Raw genomic sequence first — 21,872 nt, forward strand, 5'->3', positions numbered from 1 at the left:
TTCTTTTTAGTAATTATTTATCATCAATCAATATTGCAGTCAGTAGCCATGACAGCACACTATAAAGTACAGCGCCTAAGATGCCTGCCCCTAAGGTATCAACATGAAAACCTTGCAGCCATTGTCCTACAAGATAGAACAAGACCCCATTGATCACTAAAATAAATAGCCCTAATGTTAGGACAGTAATCGGCAAGGTTAATATGACGAGCAATGGTCTAATCAGAACATTGACTAACCCTATCACGAAGGCCGCCAGCAAGGCAGTCAAAAAACTTGCCACATGAATATTGGGCAACAAATATGCGACAGCTAATAAGGCTAATGCATTTAATATCCAAACCAATAACAGCTTCATGTGGCAGCTCCTTATATATGCTTAAGCTACTAAGCAGTTTTTATTAATAACGATAAGTGTCGGGCTTAAATGGACCTTGTTTTTGCACACCGATATAAGCCGCTTGCTCATCGGTGAGTGTCGACAATTGTGCATTCAGCTTTTTCAATTGTAATACAGCTACTTTTTCATCTAGATGTTTAGGTAAAGTATATACGCCTACTGGGTATTTACTTGTTTGCGTAAACAACTCGATTTGTGCAATCGTTTGATTGGCAAATGAAGAGCTCATCACATAGCTTGGGTGACCTGTACCACAACCCAAGTTAACCAAACGGCCTTGTGCCAACAGAATGATCTTTTTACCATCCGGGAAAATCACATGGTCAACTTGTGGCTTAATTTCATCCCACTCGTATTTTTCAAGTGAAGCAACATCAATTTCATTATCAAAGTGACCAATGTTACAAACAATTGCTTGATCTTTCATTTTCGCCATGTGGTCATGTGTAATCACATGATAGTTACCAGTCGCCGTCACGAAAATGTCGCCATGCTCTGCTGCGTAATCCATCGTTACCACGCGGTAACCTTCCATCGCTGCTTGCAATGCACAAATTGGGTCAATTTCAGTTACCCAAACTTGGGCTGATAACGCACGCAATGCTTGTGCAGAGCCCTTACCCACATCGCCATAACCAGCAACGATTGCAATCTTACCAGCGATCATCACATCCGTAGCGCGTTTGATTGCGTCTACCAAAGACTCACGACAGCCATATAAGTTATCAAATTTTGATTTAGTCACAGAGTCGTTCACGTTAATGGCAGGGAAAGCCAACTTACCCTCTTTATGCATTTGATACAAACGATGTACACCAGTAGTTGTTTCTTCAGTCACACCTTTAATTTGTGCTAAACGTGTTGAGTACCATGTTGGGTCTGTCGCCAGCTTATCTTTAATCGCAGCAAACAAACACGTTTCTTCTTCTGACGTAGGGTTTGCAATCACTGATAAATCTTTTTCTGCGCGCGTACCAAGATGTAACAGCAACGTTGCATCGCCGCCGTCATCCAGAATCATGTTGCTGTAACCGCCGTCAGTCCACTCAAAAATACGATGCGTGTAATCCCAATACTCAGTCAGCGTTTCACCTTTAATTGCAAACACTGGTGTGCCACCTGCAGCAATCGCTGCTGCGGCGTGATCTTGAGTAGAGTAAATATTACAAGATGCCCAACGTACATCCGCACCTAGGTCTTTTAAGGTTTCAATCAGCACCGCTGTTTGAATCGTCATGTGTAAGCTACCCGTAATACGAGCACCTTTAAGTGGTTGTGCTTTAGCAAACTCTTCACGAATCGCCATCAAACCTGGCATTTCTGTTTCAGCAATCGCAATTTCTTTGCGACCAAAAGTCGCTAAATTAATATCGGCAATTACGTAATCTTTAAATTCAGTCACAGTATTCATATGTTTTCCTTGAATGTGTGACCGGGGGGAAGGGGTGTTTATTGAAGATACATCTATCTCACCCATATCCCGTGCCCGGCACGGTTAATATTGGTGAGCGTCGTTTACTGCATTTTTCTGAGCCTGGGAGCCTGTATGATTAACACGCCTCGCAACGCCCCTCAGAAGTAGGGTTTATTATACTTGATATTGCCTTTAGCACAAATACAGCATGCCAAGCTTTTGTTTTATATCTAAATTACTATCACCAACTTACTCTGCCCACAACTTATCGACATCATGCACACCCCAAAGCACAGGGTCTTCATGTCCAACAATTTCGTCGTTTACGCCGCCTCTAGATAAATCTAGAGTTTCGACCATGAGCCTTGTGTTAGATTTTGTGGAAAAAAACACTTTGACGATAGGTTTTAATAAAGACTTTGGACTTTGATCAACCACCACCGCCAAGCGCCCTGACTTTAATTTGACCATAGACCCGATAGGATAAATACCGACGCTTTTAACGAATGCTTTAAACACAACGTCATCAAAATGTCCCGCCCACTGCGACATGCGCTGCAACGAGACACCGGGCTCCCAGCCATCTTTATAAGGCCGATTGGAGGTGACCGCGTCATAGACGTCACATACTGCACCCATTTTCGCAAACAAGCTAATCGCATCCCCTTGCAAGCGATGCGGATAGCCCATGCCATCCACTTTTTCATGGTGATGCAAACACACATCCAATGCCACAGAGTCGGTAATATGTGCCTGCATTAATAACTCATGCCCACGTTCAGGATGCAACTTGACTAAAGCAAACTCATCCTCGGTCAGCGCACCTGGCTTATTCAGGACATCCATAGGAATGGCCGCTTTACCAATGTCGTGTAGCAGGCCAGCCAATCCAGCTTGCTTAACCTCCTGCTCCGACATGCCCAATTCTTTAGCCAGCGCCACCATCAGCGCACAGACGGCCACTGAATGCATATAGGTATAGTCATCTTTTGTCTTGAGCCTAGCTAGACTGATGAGTGCTCCTTGATTACGTGCTATCGAATCTGCAATATCATTGACAAACTGCATCGCGGCTTCAGCTTTAATTGCTTTACCCATACGAGCATCATTAAACATGGAGGTAACGGCTTTTTTTGAAGCAGAAATGACTTGTTTGGCCTTACTGCGTTCTTCTGCTGAAGTAACTTGCTTAACTTTAGGTAGCTTATCATCCGCTGGCAACGCAACAACAGGATCCACATCCTGAACATCATCTTCAATCTGAATGACATCCAAACCTTTAGAGGTGTCAATAACAACCTCTTTAACAACGCTAGTTTGCAACTTCTTCAAATCTGCGAAATCTTCTAACTTAAATGCCCTTTTCCAAAAAGGATGGTCTATCCACGGCCCTTTAAGCTCATGAATAAACATACCCAAACGCACTTGTTTTGTAGAAACGATTTTTAACATGCTTGACTGCCGTATAGTAAAGCCACATCACTAGAGTAAATTAAGTACTTTAAGATAGCGGCCACTGATTAAGTTTTAAACAAAAGGTAAAGAGGCTGTCATCACCTAGATAAAAGCCCCACCATGCTTGATGCATGACAGGGCTTTTTTCAGTGATTCAAAAAACCAACAGCCAGTTAAAATCCAGCAGCAGCTCGCAATGCAGCGGCTTTGTCTGTCGCTTCCCACGTAAACTCAGGCTCATCACGGCCAAAATGGCCATAAGCGGCTGTCTTCGTGTAGATCGGACGCAACAAATCAAGCATCTTCACAATGCCTTTGGGACGCAAGTCAAAATGGTCCAGCACCAACTGAGTCAACACTTCGTTGGATACCTTACCAGTACCATAAGTCTCCACCATAACACTGGTTGGCTTCGCCACACCAATGGCATAACTTACTTGCACTAGACAACGTGACGCCAAACCGGCAGCAACGATGTTCTTAGCAACATAGCGACCTGCATAGGCAGCGCTACGGTCTACTTTAGAAGGGTCTTTACCTGAGAATGCACCGCCGCCGTGAGGGGCAGCACCACCATAGGTGTCTACAATGATTTTACGACCGGTTAAACCGCAATCGCCTTGCGGGCCACCCACAACAAAGCGACCTGTTGGGTTGACTAAGAACTTAATCTCGCCTTTGATGAGCTCTTGAGGCAGCATAGGCTTAATGATGTCTTCAATCACCGCTTCACGGATAGACTCCAGTGACATTTCTGGCGCATGCTGAGTCGATACTAATACCGTGTCGATTTTGTATGGCTTACCATCTACATATTGCACAGTTACTTGTGATTTAGCATCAGGACGCAACCATGGCAAACGACCATCTTTACGCAATTGTGCTTGGCGCTCCATAATGCGATGTGACAACCAGATTGGTAGTGGCATCAATTGCGGCGTTTCATCAACCGCATAGCCAAACATCAAACCTTGGTCACCAGCACCTTGATCTAGACTGTCGTCGTAGGCTTTATTCACGCCTTGAGCAATATCTGGGCTTTGCTTGTCATACGCGACTAATACTGCACAACCTTTGTAATCAATGCCGTACTCTGTGTTGTCGTAGCCAATACGTTTAATCGTATCGCGTGCTACTTGAATGTAATCAACATTCGCATTGGTGGTGATTTCACCGGCTAACACTACTAGGCCAGTATTGCATAAAGTTTCTGCTGCAATACGGGAGTGGTTGTCTTGGGCTAAAATAGCATCGACTATCGCATCGGAAATCTGGTCTGCTACTTTGTCAGGATGGCCTTCAGATACTGATTCTGAAGTAAAAAGATATTCGTTCATTCATCTGCCTTGGAAAGAAAAAGGTTTATAAGATACTTACTAAAGGCTGAAGCAAGTATTAAGGGAGGTGAATTGTACCTGAATTAGTATTCGCATGAAAAAAAATTACTTATTATCAATACATTACCAATGTGTTGGTGACGCCTATAAAAACAATTGCTTCATTAAACTTGATGCTCCTAACTTAACTCACATGCTGAATTACAGCCAAAGCAACTCAAAATACCTAGAAATCTGATCAATTAAATTAATACAAAATCAAACCTCAATGCTGACTAGACTTAATAAAAACTGCTAATTTTTCACCTCTAGATATACATTCTTATTACAATAAACACATGGCTAACATAATTAAATTTACAAAAATGCAAGGCGCTGGCAATGACTTCATGGTCATCGATGGCGTCACACAATCGGTTGCGCTTGCTACCGATATGATTAAAAAACTAGCACACCGCCAATTTGGTATTGGGTTTGATCAGCTTTTGCTGGTTGAGTCTTCAATGATTGCGGATTTTAAATACCGTATTTTTAACGCAGATGGCAGCGAAGTTTCACAATGTGGAAACGGTGCTCGCTGCTTTGTGCGATTTGTGGTTGATCAAGGCCTGACCAATCAACATGAAATAAGCGTTGAAACCGCCAGTGGCATTATCACCCCTAAACTAGAAGAACATGGCCTAGTCACTGTGAACATGGGTGCGCCAAGATTTAACCCGAATACAATCCCTTTTGTTGCAGAGTCTGTGGCAAATAGCTATACACTTGAAGTGAACAATCAGGCACTAGACATTTCTGCAGTATCCATGGGCAATCCACACGCGGTATTGGTTGTTGATGATGTAGAAACGGCACCTGTATTACCTTTAGGAAGCACGATTGAGCACCACCCGCGCTTCCCTGAACGTGTCAATGTGGGTTTTATGCAAATCATTGATGAGCATCATATTAAATTAAGAGTGTTTGAGCGCGGCTCTGGTGAAACCCTCGCATGTGGCACGGGCGCTTGTGCCGCTGCTGTAGCGGGTATGCAACTGGGCCACTTAACCTCTCCCGTTAGCGTATCTGCCCGTGGCGGTGAGCTGAGCATTGCGTGGCAAGGTGCAGATGCACCAGTGATGATGACCGGCCCTGCCGTCACTGTATTTACAGGCGAAATAGATTTAGACGCTATCTAATTAATACTACTTAAAGAAAGTCCGACAATGACAAGCAATCTACATGAGACAACTTCTGCGGAACAAGTGAAAGATTACCTGCGCAATCATCCAAACTTTTTTGAAAAGAATGCCACATTACTCACTGAGATTACATTGCCAAACCCTCACGGTAATGGTGTCATCTCGCTGACAGAACGCCAGCAATTAGCGCAGCGCGATAAAATTCGTGTGATTGAAGCGATGATGGCACAGATGATTGTGCATGCCGAAGAGAATGATGCTACTAGTGCAAAAGTGCATCAGTTTAGTGTCAAGTTACTGAATCAACAAAGCTACACTGCATCGCAACATCTCATTGCAGAAACCTTAAAACTTGATTTCGCCGTGACCGAATCACTAATCCGCATCTGGGTTAAGCCAAGTAACAGTGCGATTGTACAGGACCCGACATTTACTCATGTTAGCGAAGCATTTAACGAATGGGTAATGTCTTTAACCCAACCTTACTGCGGCACTAAACCTGAAATACTTGGTGACTTGCTTGATAGCAAATTGCAATCATTTGCCATTATCCCATTAGGCAAAAAAGCAGCCGACCAGCGCCCGTTTGGTGTACTTATCCTAGGTGCAGAAGACAAAGATCGCTTCAAGGCTGGCATGGGAACGCTTTACCTAGAACACATTGGTGAGCTTGTCGCAGCCACGCTGCTTAATCACTTATTTGCCTTAAACTTATAAGCGTTAACTGCATTCAACCGTGCTTCACTTAGATCAATATATTCAGCACCTCACTTTTGAACGCGGCCTCAGCCAGCTCACCTGTAAAAATTACACACGTGACATTCTTCTTTTAGAATCTCTCGCTGAGGGTACCAGTCTAAACGAACTTAATCATGCACAAGTCAGGCGCTTTATTGCCAAAATGCATGCACGAGACTTAAGTAGTAAAAGCATTGCGCGTGCGCTCTCTGCGTGGAGAGGGTTTTATGATTATTTAATCCATCACCATGGATTTACACAAAACCCAGTTGTTGGGTTACGTGCGCCCAAAGCCGCTAAAACTTTACCGCAAGCACTATCTGTGGACCAAGCTGTTAAATTTGTTGATATTAAAGGCGACAGTGTTTTAGATATTCGAGATCACGCCATTCTGGAATTGTTTTACTCGTCAGGATTACGCCTTGCCGAACTGGTTAATCTAAACATCAATAGCTTAGACTTTAGCGAGGGGACGATAGAGGTCACCGGCAAAGGTAATAAAACACGCATCATTCCGTTAGGGAGCCATGCCGCAGCATCCATGCAAAAGTGGCTACAATCACGTGCACTGATCACGATAGATGAAAAAGATGCACAAGCAGTATTTATCACCCAACAAGGCCGCCGAATAACACCCCGCGCCGTACAATACAGAGTCAAATCATGGGCGATTAAACAAGGCGTGAACTCTAATATGCACCCGCATCTACTCCGCCATAGCTTCGCCAGTCATGTATTACAATCAAGCCAAGATTTGCGCGCAGTGCAGGAAATGTTAGGTCACGCCAACATTAGCACTACTCAGGTATACACGCATTTAGACTTTCAGCACCTCGCTAAAATCTACGACAACGCCCACCCTAGAGCCAAGAAAAAATAGTCAATTTCGACAATACCCTACTAATTTACAGTGTTATTATGGCAAAATAACGGTTTAGACTATAACTTAAGAACAAGGGACGATCATGGAACATCAACTACCAGCTTTACCATATGCAAAAGATGCGCTAGTACCACATATCTCAGTGGAAACTATCGAATATCACTACGGCAAACATCACCAAACTTACGTGACAAACTTGAACAACCTAATCAAAGGTACCGAGTTTGAAAACTTAAGCCTTGAAGAAATCATCAAAAAATCTTCAGGCGGCATTTACAACAACTCAGCGCAAATCTGGAACCATACATTCTTCTGGAATGGCATGAAACCAAATGGCGGCGGCGCTCCTGCTGGTGCATTGGCTGATGCAATCAATGCAAAATGGGGTTCATTCGACGAATTCAAAAAAGCATTCCAAGCTTCTGCAGTTGGCAACTTCGGCTCTGGCTGGACATGGTTAGTTAAAAAAGCAGACGGCTCTGTAGATATCGTGAACATGGGCGCTGCAGGCACTCCATTGACGACAGGCGACACAGCATTGCTAACGATTGACGTATGGGAACACGCATACTACATCGACTACCGTAACGCACGCGCTAAATTCGTAGAAGTATTCCTAGCTTCTTTAGCTAACTGGGATTTCGCATCAGCAAACTTTGCTTAATGCAATTTTCCAGCGGATTACATAGCTAATATTTAGCTTGTTAAATGACTAGTTAAATTTAAGTCCAATCAACTATATAATCTAAAAAAGCCTTAGTGGAAACACTAAGGCTTTTTTATTGACTACGCCTTGATTCCCCAGTTGCACTTTAGCAGACCCAATTAATATGGTGGAATACTGTTATGTCAAACAGAATTCCACCCTCCCTTAATTGGTTAATTGATAAACGTGCGCGCATTTCTGGAGAAGTTGAAAAAACTAGGCGATCCCTAAAACAAGCTCAATCATTAATTGATGAACTTAAAGATCTAGAAATCAAATTGAACGCAATTGATACCACGCTACAATTGCATGATATACAGATTGATATTGGTCTGATCAAGCCAATATCATCAAATTATTACCGCCTAAAAATTCCACATGGTGAACTCACAAAATCCATACTAACTTGTATCAGACTTTACGGAAAAACATCGCCTGTATCAAAATCAACTATTGTTGATTTCGTAATAGCTAGGCACTTTCATTATGATGCCGAACAAATTTCCAATGCACAAATTAGAGGCAGTATTGGCAATAGATTAAAAAATTTATGTCGAGATGGCGTTATTGAAAGGCATCACTCACCAGATTCAACCAAAGAAGGTCTTTGGGCCATAAATCCAAAATTTAACTTCAACGCAGACATATAAAAAGTCACCAGCTCACCTGACAAGCACTCCAAAAATATGCTATCTGTCAGATCATGTGTGGGCTAGCTCAAAAGCAGCATTCTCGTTTTTATATAAATCAAGGATTTATGTACGGCCCTAACAGTGAGTATTCTTGCTAACAGGTGCCACCAAATATTGCAGGATATGCACCACAGATTACAACGCGAATGCGCCATCTAAAATTATTTTACATAAGCCACTATTTTTATTTGTTAACGACTGCAAAATCCGCAAAGCGGACATAGCAATGCAACATAACTAAATGCTTGTCACTAAATCAAAAAAACTCCTAATGTTATTTTTACTTTTCAAAGTTCTATTCAGTTTATCTATCTGATCATTCAGACTAGCAATTTCACACAGTTAAGCCACGCCTGTTTAATAGCATCCATAGCAGAGAGCTATTTTTTAACAAACAAACAGGAGCTTTAAAATGAAATCAATTATCGCAGCAGCAGTATTAGCAGGTTTATCAACATCAGCATTTGCAGGTCCAGTTACTGCTGACAGCAACTTAGCAATTGGCGCAAATACCATCTTAGCTAAATTCGAGCGTGTAACAGAAGTTAAATCTAATGAGCCATTAAGTGTAGATAAATCACTTGCGATTGGTGCAAATACAATTTTAGCCAAATTTGAACGTGTAACAGAAGTTGACTTAAATCGTTCTTCTAATCCAAATGTAGCTAAAAACAGCTTTATCGACAGCATTGCAAGTCAAAATGTATATGCAGGTAAACAAACAAAAAACCTTCAATCAAGTTTACAAAAAACACCTACTGCTTACTAGGCATTAAGCAATTTAATGATATTTGAGTGGTGTTTTTAGCATGTATTTATACATGATTTCAAGTAGCTATAACTAGATGACACCACTCATGTCGATATAAATAAATGCATACAAAATATGGCCACAGGTTGCTAATCCCAATTTGTGGTCTTTTTTAGTTCAGAGTTAGTCATGAATTTAGAGATCTAACCAGCGTTTAAAATTTAAAATGCCTTAGTGGCAAAGTTAAAGGAGAAGAAATGAATAAACTAAAAAAAACATTCTTGATGTCAACAATTGCTATTGCAGTGGCCTCGTCACTGACGACAACACCTGCGTATGCGATGAAAGATGCTAATAATCAGTTCTGGTGGCCAGAGCAACTTGATTTGCGCCCATTACGTCAAAATGGCGCTGAAAACAATCCCTTAGATAATAACTTTAAATACAGTGAAGCATTTTTAAAGTTAGATATTAAAGAAGTTAAAAAAGACATTGAAAAAGTCATGAAGACATCACAAGCCTGGTGGCCTGCAGATTATGGTACTTATGCACCATTCTTTATCCGTATGGCTTGGCATAGTGCTGGTGTGTATCGCGTATTCGATGGTCGTGGTGGTTCAGCAGGTGGTCAACAGCGATTTGAGGCACTTAACAGTTGGCCTGATAACGTAAACTTAGACAAAGCACGTAGATTACTATGGCCTGTAAAACAAAAGTACGGTGATAGTTTGTCTTGGGGTGACTTGATGACGCTTACTGGAAACGTAGCACTTGAGTCGATGGGCTTTAAGACCTTTGGTTTTGCTGGCGGTCGTGTCGATGACTGGGAAGCTGAAATTGTCAATTGGGGTCCAGAAAAAGAGTTTTTAGCAGATAAAAGATATTCTGGCGACAGAGAGCTTGCTAAGCCATTAGCTGCGGTGCAAATGGGTTTGATTTACGTTAATCCAGAAGGCCCAAACGGCAATCCAGACCCACTATTAGCCGCTAAAGATATTCGTGATACGTTTGCGCGTATGGCAATGAATGATGAAGAAACGGTTGCGTTAATTGCTGGAGGTCACACATTTGGTAAAGCGCACGGCGCACACAAACCTGAAGAATGTGTTGGTAAAGAGCCAGCTGCTGCAGGAATTGAAGAGCAAGGCTTTGGTTGGAAAAATAAATGCGGTAAAGGTCATAGCGAAGACACTGTTACAAGTGGTCTTGAAGGTGCTTGGACATTCAATCCGACGGCATGGACAACACAGTATTTGGACAACCTCTTCAACTTTGATTGGGTACAAACTAAAAGTCCAGCTGGAGCAATTCAATGGGTTCCAAAAAATGCCGAAGATCTGAAAGCAGTGCCAGATGCGCATGTTGCAGGTAAACGTCATGCACCTATTATGTTTACTACTGACTTATCTCTAAAATTTGATCCAAGCTACAGTAAAATCGCTAAACGCTTTAAAGATAATCCAGAAGAGTATCAACTTGCATTTGCAAAAGCATGGTTTAAGTTAACCCATCGTGATATGGGTCCAAGCGTGCGTTATTTAGGTAGCGAAGTGCCAAAAGAAACACTCATTTGGCAAGATCCGATTCCTGAGTTAAATCATGCTGTCATTGATGCCAAAGACATCAGTAGCTTAAAAACAGCGATTTTAGCAACGGGTTTAACTGGTCCAGAACTCGTTAGAACTGCATGGGCTTCAGCATCTACTTTCCGTGGTACTGATATGCGCGGTGGTGCTAATGGCGCGAGAGTAAGACTTGCCCCACAAAAAGACTGGAATGTTAATAATCCTAAAGAGCTAGCAAAAGTATTAGCAAAACTTGAAGATGTTCAGAAGTCTTTTAATGCGCAACTAAAAGGCGGAAAAAAAGTTTCTTTTGCCGATGTGATTGTTCTAGCAGGTAATGCAGCGGTAGAAGATGCAGCTAAGAAAGCAGGGATGACAATTACGGTTCCATTTAAACCAGGTCGTATGGATGCAACTGCTGCTCAAACAGATGTTCATTCATTTAGCTTTTTAGAGCCAAAAGCTGATGCGTTTAGGAATTACTACACAACTCAGAATTACTTGTCACCAACAGATGCATTAGTTGATAAAGCTACGTTGCTAAACTTAACTATTCCTGAAATGACTGTATTGTTGGGAGGACTTCGTGTTCTTGACGCCAATGCAAATGGTTTAAAACATGGTGTATTTACGCAAAGACCAGGTACATTAAGTAACGATTTCTTTGTTAATTTACTTGATATGTCAACCGAGTGGAAAAAAGCCAGTACCGAAGGTCTGTATGAAGGTTTTGATCGCACGACCAAAAAAATTAAATGGACAGCTACACCTGTTGATTTAATTTTTGGATCACAATCTGAGCTACGTGCTGTTGCAGAAGTGTATGGCTCGAACAACAGTCAAACTAAATTTGTGCAAGACTTTACTAAGGCATGGGTAAAAGTAATGGAAGCTGACCGCTTTTAATTACCTTTTAGTAAGCCCTCTTTAGTTTGGGAAGGCGGCGTAATTCATATGCCGCCTTTTTCTTTGTTATATTGAATTGACTTATCAAAAAATGCTTTATTGATTATATGAATAAAGCTATAGATGATACAAATAGCACTATATTCATGAGTTACCATCATAACTTACATAGATAAGCTTAACTGTTATAGAAATATTGGATTTAAAAAATGAATTTGAGAGATTTACACTACTTAGTTGCGGTAGCGGATCAACGGAACTTTAGCAAAGCGGCAAACCAGTGCGCAATAAGCCAACCTACGCTAAGTAATCAGATTAAGAAGTTAGAAGATTTATTAAATGTACAAATATTTAATCGAGATTCACAAAACGTGAATATGACATCTGTTGGTTCACAGATCGTCGATATTGCTCGAAAAATAACCAAAGATGCTGAAACCATTAAACTGATTGCCAAACAAGCTTCTAGTATTAACGACAACAAGATCATTATGGGTGCGTTCCCAACGCTTGCAAATTACGTATTCCCAGAGTACGTGTTTAGATTAAAGCAGTTGTATGAGGGTATGAAACTCACTTTAATTGAAGAGAAAACAGATATCTTAATCGACATGCTGGTCTCATCAAGGGTTGACGTCGCATTTTTAGCAATGCCAGTAGATGACGATCGGTTGGAAGGTATTGCGCTATTTGATGATCCATTTTATGTCGCTGTCTCTGACAGGCATCCCTTCGCAGATAAAAACGAAATTGATATAGATGAATTGATCAATGAGAATCTACTATTATTAGATGAGGGTCATTGCTTACGCTCACAAATGCTTAAATTATGTTCAGCTTCTCATCATTATGCAGATGACTTTCGTGCAGCAAGCTTAGAAACGTTAAGAGTGATGGTTAAAAGTGGTATCGGTATTACGTTAATGCCAAGTGTTTCTATTTATCCAGGTGAAAGTGATATTAAATACATACCCATCAAATCGAATCCTTTTAGGACTATTGGTCTTTTTTGGAAAAAGAATAACCCAAGAAAAGAGTTATTCGAGAGTGTTGCATCAAACCTTTCTTACATGCCTGTACAAGATGAATTTTAAGAATTTAATATTTTATTTATTAATGATTTTGAAAAGTTAAGATAAGTCTGATTTGACTACATAACGCCAAAATCCGCATTTATCAATTCAAAGCCGAATTTGAAAGCCAAATGATGAAAGCTAATAAACCTCCTTTTTAAGAACTATTCAGTAATTCTACGCTTGATAATGGTCATATAAATATAATCTATGAATCCATTCTTTATTAATGACTTTTTATTTCTAATTAATCCTGATTTAAAACGTATTGCTCGACAATCTAAGGGTGAAATCACTCTAGAAGAATTAGAGTCTGAAGTAATCATCGCCATATCGGATTTTGAAGTTAAATACGAATGTGATTTCGATTATCTTTCTTTTACAGATAAAGACTGGTTGTGTAAAAGGCTTTATTTTAAGTTTGTTAAAAGGATAGACTATAAACTCAAGCATGCTCACAGGATTGATCAAGAATTAGAGAATGCGGATGGATCTTCATGGATTAATGAGCTACCTGCAAAAGAAACCAGTGACCCATTGCAGTGCGCACTTTTTGAAGAAAGTAATCGTGAAATCGAACAATTACTGGCCGATAGTTATTCTGAAGCTAAAGCTTATGTCATTAGTTTTGATCATTTTAATCAAGACAAAACTGATCTCAGTACATTCTTTAACATTACCCGCAGTACTTTAAATAACAGAGTCAATCGCGCCTTGTTACATGTTCGGCTTCAGCCATCTATTTTTGACGGAGTTGATAAAATTGATAAATCGTTTTTTCCTTTGTCTGGAGTGAAGAAAAACAAAAACTATCCTAAGTTAAATCCAATGAAGCTTCAATTTCTTTTTTAATCTCAAATATTAAATGACTGCTATGTCCCCCTTTGCAGACCAACAATCAATTGGCTTAGTTGAGATAGTTGTTAGTGGCTCCTTTGAAATAATTTTAGGTGGCTCTTTTCACTGGAATACTCACTCACAGCATTAACTGCAACTAAACTACCTCATAAGGTACTAATTGCGCCATAGCTTTACGCATAAGCTGCAATCGCTATTTTTAATAGATCAAACCACACTGCCGTGACTTATCGCAATAAGTATTTTCTTGACTTCAATAGCTCCTGAAGCTGTTTCAGTTGCAGCAATAGGCGTGTTATTTAAAAGTGTATGGAATCCACTAAGCCAATTCTCGGCTTTTGATTTTGTACCGAAAGTTTCGACTGCCAAAGCATGAATTTCGGCAAGATGAGGTGAGATCACAGATTTGGTCGTCATGAGCAAACTCCAAAAGAGAGGCATAAGCCTTACACGGCATTCTCCGACTCTACAGACCGGTTGCGGGACGCAAAGCTTATGACAAAGGTTATTATACCTGTTTACATGCCTCTGTAAAAATTTCTAGCTGGCATCAAGGAATTACATTTGACCATTCAATTTAAACGTAAATCACTCCATGAAGAAGCTATGAAGCCTTTTCCAACAAAGGAAATCTTTAAACTCTAATTTCAATGGTCGCTTCGTGCTGTTTAGAGCTAAATAAATATTTACATATTTTGATAAAGTGGTATTGTTGTTTGCATAAAGCTACGTCAATGCGAGTGAAAAAACGTAGCGCCGTCTGGGAAACTGGATGTCACCAGGAGTGGCTAGGTGTGAAAGCACTAAGAGAATCTTGCATGCAGTGGCCGCTTATGCGGCCATTGTTCTTTCTAAGCTTTAATTGTTAGCTTCATACACTGTAAAAGTTATGGAGTTAATAAAAATTGGGTATTCTTGAAGCGTGGTTGACATCAACCTCTTGTCACGATTTCATCGTGCTGACTGTTCCGCTAGACCAAATCATTAACTTTAGCCCCCTATGTCTTTTATGGATTAATATATTTTATCGATATTAAATTAGTTGGTTAAAAACGATGAACTCGATTAGTTTTAGTAATGCTTTTGATGCAGTTACAGACAATATAGAAGAAGCCAAAGAGCTACAAGTTCGTGCCGATCTGATGATTGCGCTGCGAGACATTTTAGAAGACAAAGGTTGGAAGCAAGCTGAAGCTGCCGAAGTGTTCAAATTATCACAACCACAAATTAGTGACTTATTGCAGGGGAAGATTGATAAGTTATCTATAGACTTGTTAATGACTTGCTTGCATCGCTATCGTTGCACGCAACCCGCCTCATAAATCGTTAGTAACAACTGCATAAAGTATTACTAAATTAAAACTCTAACTAATATCGCATTAGTCAGAGTTTTAATTAAAGATTAAGTTTGGTTATAAACGACTGCTTAGATCATGTCTAATCTAATACATATTAGCTATAACAATATTCAAAGCCCAGCCGCTTCCCTTGGTTATATCCACAAAATGCTTTAGAAGGCTCTTTATTAAGTATTTTTGATAACAACGAGTAGAATTTATCTTCAATCCCAAGTGTTTTGCTGTCATTCCTAAATCCAGCCTCAGAAGCGTAAAATGACAAATAAGTTTTGCTCATGGCATTGAACGTTCCAAACTCTGCTCGTCGTATTCTTGAGAAGAAAGACTCCGCTTGGTTGTTATTTATACCAAAATCGTTTTGATATTGTGCCGAATGGTTCACAGCAGAATGCTTAATCCCTAATAGAGGCTCTATTTTGCTAAACGCTCCTCCAAAATCCGTCATGATTTCAGAACCTTTAGCAACTGATTTTTTTATAAGTGGCAGAATAATCTCAGCTTTTTCCTTTTTCAAAACATAAGTAATTGTTCTATTGGAGCCGTATGATTGATTACCATTTGATGCAATTTGTGATAACGCTAAAATAATTCGACGATTCTCCAATTTCTTTAGATTGGAAGATTCTGGATGTGCTTTTTTATCAGGAACGATAGAATCCTTCCTGACTCTCAGTTTATTATTAACTAAAAAAGAATCAGAAGATTTCCTATTATTGCTTCTCCGAGGCTTGCCACAAATATGCATGCAGTCTATATGAACTGTACCTTCAAGTGGGCTTAGATCCATAGTTTCAAAAACTACCTCTCTTATTTTATTGATGTTTAAAAATGCGGTTTTGTAAGTTACTCCTAAATCCGATGGAAGCTCATTCGCATTCGCCCCTTGCAATCCCGTAACGAAAGAGAAGAGGATGCACAGTAGCTTAGATAAACTTAACTTTCTATTATGAAATACAGTGCCAGAAGTTACGCTGAACCGATGGTTGCAGTGTTTGCAATGCCATTGTTTTCTTGTATTGATAAACCAGTGCTTTTCAACTGCACCACATTCCGGACAAGCAAATTTTTCTTCTTCTCCAAACCTGCGAACCCTAAATATTTCCCAACATTCTTCCTCTGTAAGTCTTGCCAATTGGTATAGAGTTAACTTTCTATTGGCCTTATTTCTACTGTAATGCATTGCCATATAAACCTGCCTTTTCTTTTAAATGAAAATTGCAGGCGTAGCGAAGTGTTTTTTCAGACAACAACAATCTGTCCAACATTAAAACAATCATTGGTTTTTCTTGACAAACACATCTATAAAGCTAAAATATACTTACAGTCCTGTTAGATTGCAGCACATTTCAAAGCTCAGAACCTTTGGCGAGGTTTTCTGGGCTTTGTGCTTTCTACGCCCTACTATTAAATCTTCGTATTTACTCCATCTTTTAACTCCCCTCTTAAATATGGGCTTTTTGAGCCCTGTACAAAATTAGTTTTTATTTGCTAGATTTCTGATATAGGATTTCTATCCATTCATCAACATCTTTTAGTCGCCATTTCCTGGTTCTGCCAATACGCATGAATAAGGGGGCATTGCCATCTGAAATCAAATACTCAAGCTTACGTAGGCTAACTCCTAGCCTTTGAGCTACTTCTTTCGCATCAATCAGCATTTTCTTTTCCATATCTAAGCCCATGCGGTTATTTGCAGTTACATGCATTTTGAATAGGAAATCTGTATCATGGTAGTCATTATAAAAACATCAAATGTCAAATAATGAGTGGCATTAATTTTCTGCGTATCGGATGGACAGAGCTGCACAATTCAGCAATGATTTTTGGTGCTGAAGTGGATTATTGGCCGCCTGATTATCCTGAGCTGGTAAATAGGATTTACTTAGATACGCGGTTGTATAGCAATTTGCTACCCAGGATAGTTAAGGATTCACATGTGGATTTGGAGGCCTACGGCTGCCGATCCGATCTTATTTTTAATATGATTTTTAAGCGGATCCGTAAAAATGCAAAGAACCATGACAACTTAAGGTGGTGGCAATATCTGACAAGCGAAAAATCTGTCAACACGCTATTAAATGATTTTCAAAAGAGTTCTTTTAATTTTCACAACACTCAAGCACCAGTATTTTCAAGAATACAAATCCACACAATTGCAAAATATGGCATGTGGCTGATCAATCATGAGACAGAAGACCCTAAGCAGGATTCATTAGCAATGCTATGGGGGATGGCATTAATTGGTGTGACTAAATATCTCTGGGATAAGCAAGGAATTTGCGAGTTTTGTTATCGCAGGACCTGGCCTGGTAGGCGATTTTGTGAGGGGCACTCACAAAGCCAAAGCGATACCAAAAATCGCTCTAAAAATTATATGAATTACAGAACCGGCAAAAAAGCACATGAATTAATTAAAAAACACGAATTAACAGAAAGAGTTCAGGGTGCCACTATGCTCAAGCAAGCAATTTCAGCAACAGCAATGTGTGATTTGCTCTATCCAGAATTTCTGGATAAAGAAGTTAAAACTGATGAGAAGGATATGATTTTTCAGGCGCTATCTCAGTGCCCATACGTACTAGCCAGACTCAAGATGCAAATAGGCTGTTCTTATGATGAATTCATTAATTTGGAATATGACCATTTAATTAACCATCTAAGGCAAACGTTAGATCCCTATGAATTGTCGTGTAGAGGTTGGCAATTAAAAATATTTTCAGCTGAAATTTGGTTTGCTGCGGAAAGGAAAGTAAGTCCTGGCGTACGAAAGAATGGCAAAAAGGCCACAGCAAGAATTGCTGCAACTAAAAAGCTTGCTGCATTAGGACTCACAAAGTCTGAAATTGCACGCAAACTTAAAATAAGTCCATCGACAATTTCAAAATGGATTGTACGTAAACCAGAAATTTCATGGATTTAATTTGCATTTCTCAACAAAAGAGCAAACACTCGTTAAATATGTTTAATAACGAGCATTTATGATACTATAATAACGATGATAAATCGTGATGAAGAATATATCGGTAAATTACGCGACTACTATGCGCATCATCATGTGTTGCCTTCTTTTTCAGGAATTGCAAAGCTAGTTGGTTTAAAAACAACTTCCGCAGTGTCTTCTTTCGTCAAACGTATGAAAGAAATTGACTTATTGTCATCGACACCAGACAAACGATTGCAACCTGGAAAACGTTTCTTTGATCGAGAGATATTGGATAACGTGCAAGCTGGAGCTCCTCGCTCAGCCAATGATAATCGTGGCGATGTAATCTCTATAGATGACTACCTTATTGAGCAACCATCCAGAACAATCATGCTTTCTGTAAAAGGAGACTCTATGATTGATGCTGGTTTGATGCCAGGTGATGTTGTAATCGTAAAAAAAGGCGCCCCATCAAAGGCCGAGGATGTTGTAGTGGCGATTGTCGATAATGAATTTACTATAAAATACCTAGCGCATGATAAAGCTGGATTCTATTTAAAACCAGGAAACAAAGGTTACCCTCCTATCAGACCAAAAGATCATCTTGAAATATTTGGTTTGGTTGTTGGTTCATTTAGAAAATATCATTAGATTGGACTTTGTTTATGGTTGATCATGAATTTGGTGGTTCGTGGACGGAGCAAAAGTTAGCTGCATTGAAAAGTTATCTGCAGGCATATCGATTGATATTTACTCAAAATGAGAAGGCTAAGCATTTTAAGACTATATATATTGATGCATTTGCCGGAACTGGTGAAAGGAAGAGCAGAGATGTTAACGTCATGGACTCACCACTTTTCTCAACAGCAGAATTGCCAGAAATTAATTCATATCAAAAGGGTAGCGCTAGAATAGCCCTTGAATTAGATGCACCATTTGATGAATATATATTTATTGATAAGAACGAAGAACACACAAATCAATTAAAGTTAACCATTAGTCAACACTACCCTGCATTGCAGGGGCATTGCAAAATATTATGCGGAGATGGCCCAGAATACATTCGTCAATTATGTCTATCCAATAAATGGCAAAAGGAGCGTGCTGTATTATTCCTTGACCCCTATGGCATGAATGTAGAATGGGAGTTGCTTTGTCTTATAGCAAAAACTAAAGCCATAGATTTATGGTTATTGTTTCCTTTAGGAACCGGTGCAAATAGATTATTAAAAAAAGACGGTTTGCCTGATAAAGGATTCTCAGAAAAATTAACCAAAATATTTGGCACTGACGAATGGAAAAAGGCGTTTTATAAGCAAGATCAACAAGCAAGCTTATTTGATGATGAAACATCTTTAGTAAAAGATGCTTCATTTGATGAAATAGGTCAATTTTTTATTGGCCGATTAAAAACAATATTTTCTGGTGTTTCGCCTACCACTAAGGCTCTTTATAACACACGCAACAATCCAATGTACTTATTGTGTTTTGCAGCGGGCAATCCCATTGGGGCACCTACAGCGATAAAAATAGCAAATCATTTGTTAAGGAAGTAATCATGGCAACTACAAGCAAAATTGAGTGGACTGAACAAACTTGGAATCCTACTGTGGGTTGCACAAAAGTTTCACCTGGTTGCAAGTTTTGTTATGCAGAGGTCATGGCGCAAAGACTTGAAGCTATGGGTACGCCAGGTTATGAAAATGGTTTTCAATTGACTATCCTGCCAAATAGACTGCTTGAACCACTTAAGAGGAAAGTACCTACCGTTTACTTTGTTAACTCAATGTCTGATTTATTTCATGAAGATGTTCCATTCAGTTACATTGATAAAGTATTCGAGGTCATCATTCAAGCAAGCCAACATACGTTTCAGATTCTCACCAAACGTAGTGCGCGAATGGCTGAGTATTTTGAAGGCAAAAAAGCTCCTAAAAATGCTTGGATTGGTGTATCCGTAGAAGATAAAAAATATGGGGTTCCTCGCATAGACGACCTAAGAAAAATCGATGCTCATATTCGTTTTCTTTCAGTAGAGCCATTACTCGAAGATGTTGGCCAACTTGATCTAAGTAATATACATTGGGTAATAGTTGGCGGGGAGTCTGGGCGTAATGCGCGCCCAATGAAAGCTGAATGGGCCGAGTCTATTCGAGATCAATGTAAAGAGTCTGGTGTTGCATTCTTCTTTAAACAATGGGGAGGATGGGGAGTGGATGGTAAAAAGAGAGCGAAGAAATACAACGGCAGAGAATTAAATGGCCGTACATGGGATGATATGCCAGACATGTCTGCATCGGTTTAAAATCACACCATGGCTCTAAAACACTACAATTGGGAAGATGGGCCAGATGCCATCCAGCAACATAGCATAGCTAAACATCGTATTCTTCAAAGCTATCTAGCTGCGTACTTTAAAACATTAGTTAGTTCTCCTAATCAAGATGAGTTGAGACTAACCATTGTTGATGGCTTTGCAGGCGGAGGGCTTTACTATCATCAGGACACAAAAGAGCTCATTAAGGGTTCGCCATTTGTATGCTTGAATGCTACAAAAGAGGCTGAATTTCTACTTAACCAAGGTAGAAGAAAGCCATTGAAATTAGATGTAAGTTATTTTTTCATTGAAGCTAATCGAAATGCTTATCTTCATTTAGATAAGGTTTTACGCCAAGATGGTTATGCAAGCCAAATCGGCAATACTATACAAGTAAGGCATGCAAAATTTCAGAATGAAGTAGATAACATAATCCAGTCAATCAAAAGAAAAAGTCCAAGAAATGGCAGATCAATTTTTGTGCTTGATCAATATGGATATAAAGAAGTACCAACGGGATTAATTCAAAAGATATTCGCTAATCTTCCTAGCGCAGAAGTTATATTAACTTTTGGTGTAGATTCATTTGTTAATTTCGCTAGTGATAAAGATTTAACTAATGAACTTTTAGATGAAATTGGCATTACTGATGCATGGCAAGGGAAGTCTATTGAGGAAATTAAGTCTTCAGAAAAAGAATGGCGATATTTTATTCAGAGCGCCTTGTATCGGAGTTTAGTATCGCGGTGTGGTGCAGAATATTACACACCATTTTTTATAAGAAATAATCAAGGACATGGTGATTACTGGCTAATTCATATGTCTCAGCATTTCCGTGCACGCGATGTTATGACTAAGGTACATTGGGATAATCAAAATTATTTTATCCACTATGGCGGTGCCGGTTTAAATATGTTTCAGATGGTTGGGTATGATCCTGACCATGATGCTAGCTTAAGTGGGCAATCAAGCTTAGGATTTGAATTTGATGATATAGCACGTAAAACCAGCATTGCAACGCTTGCAGCACAAATCCCTAGGTTAATATTTTCGAATAATGATGGGATGAGTTTTGGTGAGTTATTTGCAAAAACATGTAATGGTTCACCGGCATCAGCATCTATTTATCAAGAGACAATTCATGAGCTACTGACAAACAAAATCCTAGATGTCGTAGGTGTGAATGGTGAAATAAGAAGATCAGCAATTCAAATAAAAAATAATGATCAGATAATGCCTGCAGCACAGCGTTCTTTATTTGGGATATAGCAACTTTATAAAAAATCGTAGAAAAAGGCAGAGCTTAGCAACGAGA

22 protein-coding genes and 1 riboswitch are annotated in these 21,872 nt (G+C 39.7%); of the genes, 15 read left to right on the forward strand and 7 right to left on the reverse strand.

Annotated elements, in window-relative coordinates; genetic code table 11:
• Positions 1–13: 13 nt before the first annotated feature.
• The 4 genes from FG24_RS03265 to metK all read right to left on the reverse strand — a co-directional run bounded on the left by FG24_RS03265 (position 14) and on the right by metK (position 4,606).
• Positions 14–358 carry a phage holin family protein gene (locus tag FG24_RS03265; protein WP_036300942.1) on the reverse strand — a complete coding sequence of 115 codons (345 nt, stop codon included), beginning with the start codon at positions 356–358 and terminating at the stop codon, positions 14–16.
• 43 nt (positions 359–401) lie between these two features.
• The gene (gene ahcY / locus FG24_RS03270) at positions 402–1,811 is read right to left on the reverse strand and encodes an adenosylhomocysteinase (RefSeq protein WP_036300945.1); all 1,410 of its coding nucleotides are present in this window, start codon (positions 1,809–1,811) and stop codon (positions 402–404) included.
• A gap of 88 nt (positions 1,812–1,899) precedes the next feature.
• Positions 1,900–1,980, reverse strand: a riboswitch (S-adenosyl-L-homocysteine riboswitch).
• Between the two features lie 83 nt (positions 1,981–2,063).
• On the reverse strand, positions 2,064–3,266 hold the full coding sequence (locus FG24_RS03275; protein ID WP_036300948.1) for an HD-GYP domain-containing protein: 1,203 nt from the start codon (positions 3,264–3,266) through the stop codon (positions 2,064–2,066).
• Positions 3,267–3,442: 176 nt separating this feature from the next.
• Complete coding sequence (gene metK / locus FG24_RS03280; RefSeq protein WP_036300959.1) at positions 3,443–4,606, reverse strand: methionine adenosyltransferase; 1,164 nt, start codon at positions 4,604–4,606, stop codon at positions 3,443–3,445.
• A gap of 338 nt (positions 4,607–4,944) precedes the next feature.
• Here metK and dapF point away from each other — a divergent pair, with 338 nt between their 5' ends.
• The 9 genes from dapF to FG24_RS03325 all read left to right on the forward strand — a co-directional run bounded on the left by dapF (position 4,945) and on the right by FG24_RS03325 (position 13,953).
• Positions 4,945–5,784, forward strand: a complete 840-nt coding sequence (gene dapF, locus FG24_RS03285; RefSeq protein ID WP_036300962.1) for a diaminopimelate epimerase — start codon at positions 4,945–4,947, stop codon at positions 5,782–5,784.
• A gap of 27 nt (positions 5,785–5,811) precedes the next feature.
• Entirely contained in the window at positions 5,812–6,504 is a 693-nt protein-coding gene (locus tag FG24_RS03290; protein WP_036300964.1) for a DUF484 family protein, read from the forward strand.
• Positions 6,505–6,523: 19 nt separating this feature from the next.
• A complete protein-coding gene (gene xerC / locus FG24_RS03295) occupies positions 6,524–7,405 on the forward strand; it encodes a tyrosine recombinase XerC (protein WP_036300966.1) in 882 nt (293 codons plus the stop codon).
• Between the two features lie 85 nt (positions 7,406–7,490).
• Positions 7,491–8,072 carry a Fe-Mn family superoxide dismutase gene (locus FG24_RS03300; RefSeq protein ID WP_036300968.1) on the forward strand — a complete coding sequence of 194 codons (582 nt, stop codon included), beginning with the start codon at positions 7,491–7,493 and terminating at the stop codon, positions 8,070–8,072.
• A gap of 182 nt (positions 8,073–8,254) precedes the next feature.
• Entirely contained in the window at positions 8,255–8,764 is a 510-nt protein-coding gene (locus tag FG24_RS03305) for a hypothetical protein (RefSeq protein WP_036300971.1), read from the forward strand.
• A gap of 454 nt (positions 8,765–9,218) precedes the next feature.
• Entirely contained in the window at positions 9,219–9,575 is a 357-nt protein-coding gene (locus tag FG24_RS03310; protein ID WP_036300974.1) for a hypothetical protein, read from the forward strand.
• Between the two features lie 239 nt (positions 9,576–9,814).
• A complete protein-coding gene (katG, locus tag FG24_RS03315; protein ID WP_036300976.1) occupies positions 9,815–12,028 on the forward strand; it encodes a catalase/peroxidase HPI in 2,214 nt (737 codons plus the stop codon).
• Between the two features lie 209 nt (positions 12,029–12,237).
• Positions 12,238–13,122, forward strand: a complete 885-nt coding sequence (locus FG24_RS03320; protein ID WP_036300978.1) for a LysR substrate-binding domain-containing protein — start codon at positions 12,238–12,240, stop codon at positions 13,120–13,122.
• 189 nt (positions 13,123–13,311) lie between these two features.
• Entirely contained in the window at positions 13,312–13,953 is a 642-nt protein-coding gene (locus tag FG24_RS03325; protein WP_036300981.1) for a hypothetical protein, read from the forward strand.
• A gap of 213 nt (positions 13,954–14,166) precedes the next feature.
• Here FG24_RS03325 and FG24_RS03330 read toward each other — a convergent pair whose 3' ends face one another.
• Positions 14,167–14,376, reverse strand: a complete 210-nt coding sequence (locus FG24_RS03330) for an antitoxin Xre/MbcA/ParS toxin-binding domain-containing protein (RefSeq protein WP_036300984.1) — start codon at positions 14,374–14,376, stop codon at positions 14,167–14,169.
• Positions 14,377–15,014: 638 nt separating this feature from the next.
• Here FG24_RS03330 and FG24_RS03335 point away from each other — a divergent pair.
• On the forward strand, positions 15,015–15,281 hold the full coding sequence (locus tag FG24_RS03335; RefSeq protein WP_051901410.1) for a helix-turn-helix domain-containing protein: 267 nt from the start codon (positions 15,015–15,017) through the stop codon (positions 15,279–15,281).
• A 130-nt stretch (positions 15,282–15,411) separates the two neighbouring features.
• Here the strand turns inward: FG24_RS03335 and FG24_RS03340 are convergent, their stop codons facing one another.
• A complete protein-coding gene (locus FG24_RS03340; protein WP_081880928.1) occupies positions 15,412–16,503 on the reverse strand; it encodes an IS1595 family transposase in 1,092 nt (363 codons plus the stop codon).
• Positions 16,504–16,798: 295 nt separating this feature from the next.
• Positions 16,799–17,023 (reverse strand): helix-turn-helix transcriptional regulator, encoded by a 225-nt coding sequence (locus tag FG24_RS03345; protein ID WP_081880929.1) that lies wholly within the window; start codon positions 17,021–17,023, stop codon positions 16,799–16,801.
• Between the two features lie 56 nt (positions 17,024–17,079).
• Here FG24_RS03345 and FG24_RS03350 point away from each other — a divergent pair, with 56 nt between their 5' ends.
• The 5 genes from FG24_RS03350 to FG24_RS03370 all read left to right on the forward strand — a co-directional run bounded on the left by FG24_RS03350 (position 17,080) and on the right by FG24_RS03370 (position 21,826).
• Entirely contained in the window at positions 17,080–18,237 is a 1,158-nt protein-coding gene (locus FG24_RS03350) for a helix-turn-helix domain-containing protein (protein ID WP_036300993.1), read from the forward strand.
• Between the two features lie 75 nt (positions 18,238–18,312).
• Positions 18,313–18,891: a LexA family protein gene (locus tag FG24_RS03355; RefSeq protein WP_036300996.1), complete on the forward strand. Its 579-nt coding sequence runs from the start codon at positions 18,313–18,315 to the stop codon at positions 18,889–18,891.
• Between the two features lie 14 nt (positions 18,892–18,905).
• Complete coding sequence (gene tcmP, locus FG24_RS03360) at positions 18,906–19,796, forward strand: three-Cys-motif partner protein TcmP (RefSeq protein WP_036300999.1); 891 nt, start codon at positions 18,906–18,908, stop codon at positions 19,794–19,796.
• Positions 19,797–19,798: 2 nt separating this feature from the next.
• Positions 19,799–20,545: a DUF5131 family protein gene (locus FG24_RS03365; RefSeq protein WP_036301002.1), complete on the forward strand. Its 747-nt coding sequence runs from the start codon at positions 19,799–19,801 to the stop codon at positions 20,543–20,545.
• 9 nt (positions 20,546–20,554) lie between these two features.
• Positions 20,555–21,826, forward strand: coding sequence for a three-Cys-motif partner protein TcmP (locus FG24_RS03370; RefSeq protein WP_036301005.1), 1,272 nt, complete (start codon positions 20,555–20,557; stop codon positions 21,824–21,826).
• The last annotated feature ends 46 nt before the right edge of the window (positions 21,827–21,872 follow it).

This window comes from Methylotenera sp. L2L1 (genome assembly GCF_000744605.1).
Taxonomy (GTDB): domain Bacteria; phylum Pseudomonadota; class Gammaproteobacteria; order Burkholderiales; family Methylophilaceae; genus Methylotenera.

Excerpts from the sequence above, each read along its gene's own strand:
- metK (WP_036300959.1), bottom strand. The coding sequence starts at position 4,606 with ATGAACGAATATCTTTTTACTTCAGAATCAGTATCTGAAGGCCATCCT.
- FG24_RS03330 (WP_036300984.1), bottom strand. The coding sequence starts at position 14,376 with ATGACGACCAAATCTGTGATCTCACCTCATCTTGCCGAAATTCATGCT.
- ahcY (WP_036300945.1), bottom strand. The coding sequence starts at position 1,811 with ATGAATACTGTGACTGAATTTAAAGATTACGTAATTGCCGATATTAAT.
- FG24_RS03300 (WP_036300968.1), top strand. The coding sequence starts at position 7,491 with ATGGAACATCAACTACCAGCTTTACCATATGCAAAAGATGCGCTAGTA.
- tcmP (WP_036300999.1), top strand. The coding sequence starts at position 18,906 with ATGGTTGATCATGAATTTGGTGGTTCGTGGACGGAGCAAAAGTTAGCT.
- FG24_RS03265 (WP_036300942.1), bottom strand. The coding sequence starts at position 358 with ATGAAGCTGTTATTGGTTTGGATATTAAATGCATTAGCCTTATTAGCT.
- FG24_RS03370 (WP_036301005.1), top strand. The coding sequence starts at position 20,555 with ATGGCTCTAAAACACTACAATTGGGAAGATGGGCCAGATGCCATCCAG.
- FG24_RS03325 (WP_036300981.1), top strand. The coding sequence starts at position 13,312 with ATGAATCCATTCTTTATTAATGACTTTTTATTTCTAATTAATCCTGAT.
- FG24_RS03305 (WP_036300971.1), top strand. The coding sequence starts at position 8,255 with ATGTCAAACAGAATTCCACCCTCCCTTAATTGGTTAATTGATAAACGT.
- FG24_RS03355 (WP_036300996.1), top strand. The coding sequence starts at position 18,313 with ATGATAAATCGTGATGAAGAATATATCGGTAAATTACGCGACTACTAT.
- FG24_RS03350 (WP_036300993.1), top strand. The coding sequence starts at position 17,080 with ATGAGTGGCATTAATTTTCTGCGTATCGGATGGACAGAGCTGCACAAT.
- FG24_RS03335 (WP_051901410.1), top strand. The coding sequence starts at position 15,015 with ATGAACTCGATTAGTTTTAGTAATGCTTTTGATGCAGTTACAGACAAT.
- katG (WP_036300976.1), top strand. The coding sequence starts at position 9,815 with ATGAATAAACTAAAAAAAACATTCTTGATGTCAACAATTGCTATTGCA.
- FG24_RS03365 (WP_036301002.1), top strand. The coding sequence starts at position 19,799 with ATGGCAACTACAAGCAAAATTGAGTGGACTGAACAAACTTGGAATCCT.
- FG24_RS03310 (WP_036300974.1), top strand. The coding sequence starts at position 9,219 with ATGAAATCAATTATCGCAGCAGCAGTATTAGCAGGTTTATCAACATCA.
- FG24_RS03345 (WP_081880929.1), bottom strand. The coding sequence starts at position 17,023 with ATGCATGTAACTGCAAATAACCGCATGGGCTTAGATATGGAAAAGAAA.
- FG24_RS03320 (WP_036300978.1), top strand. The coding sequence starts at position 12,238 with ATGAATTTGAGAGATTTACACTACTTAGTTGCGGTAGCGGATCAACGG.
- dapF (WP_036300962.1), top strand. The coding sequence starts at position 4,945 with ATGGCTAACATAATTAAATTTACAAAAATGCAAGGCGCTGGCAATGAC.
- FG24_RS03275 (WP_036300948.1), bottom strand. The coding sequence starts at position 3,266 with ATGTTAAAAATCGTTTCTACAAAACAAGTGCGTTTGGGTATGTTTATT.
- FG24_RS03290 (WP_036300964.1), top strand. The coding sequence starts at position 5,812 with ATGACAAGCAATCTACATGAGACAACTTCTGCGGAACAAGTGAAAGAT.
- FG24_RS03340 (WP_081880928.1), bottom strand. The coding sequence starts at position 16,503 with ATGGCAATGCATTACAGTAGAAATAAGGCCAATAGAAAGTTAACTCTA.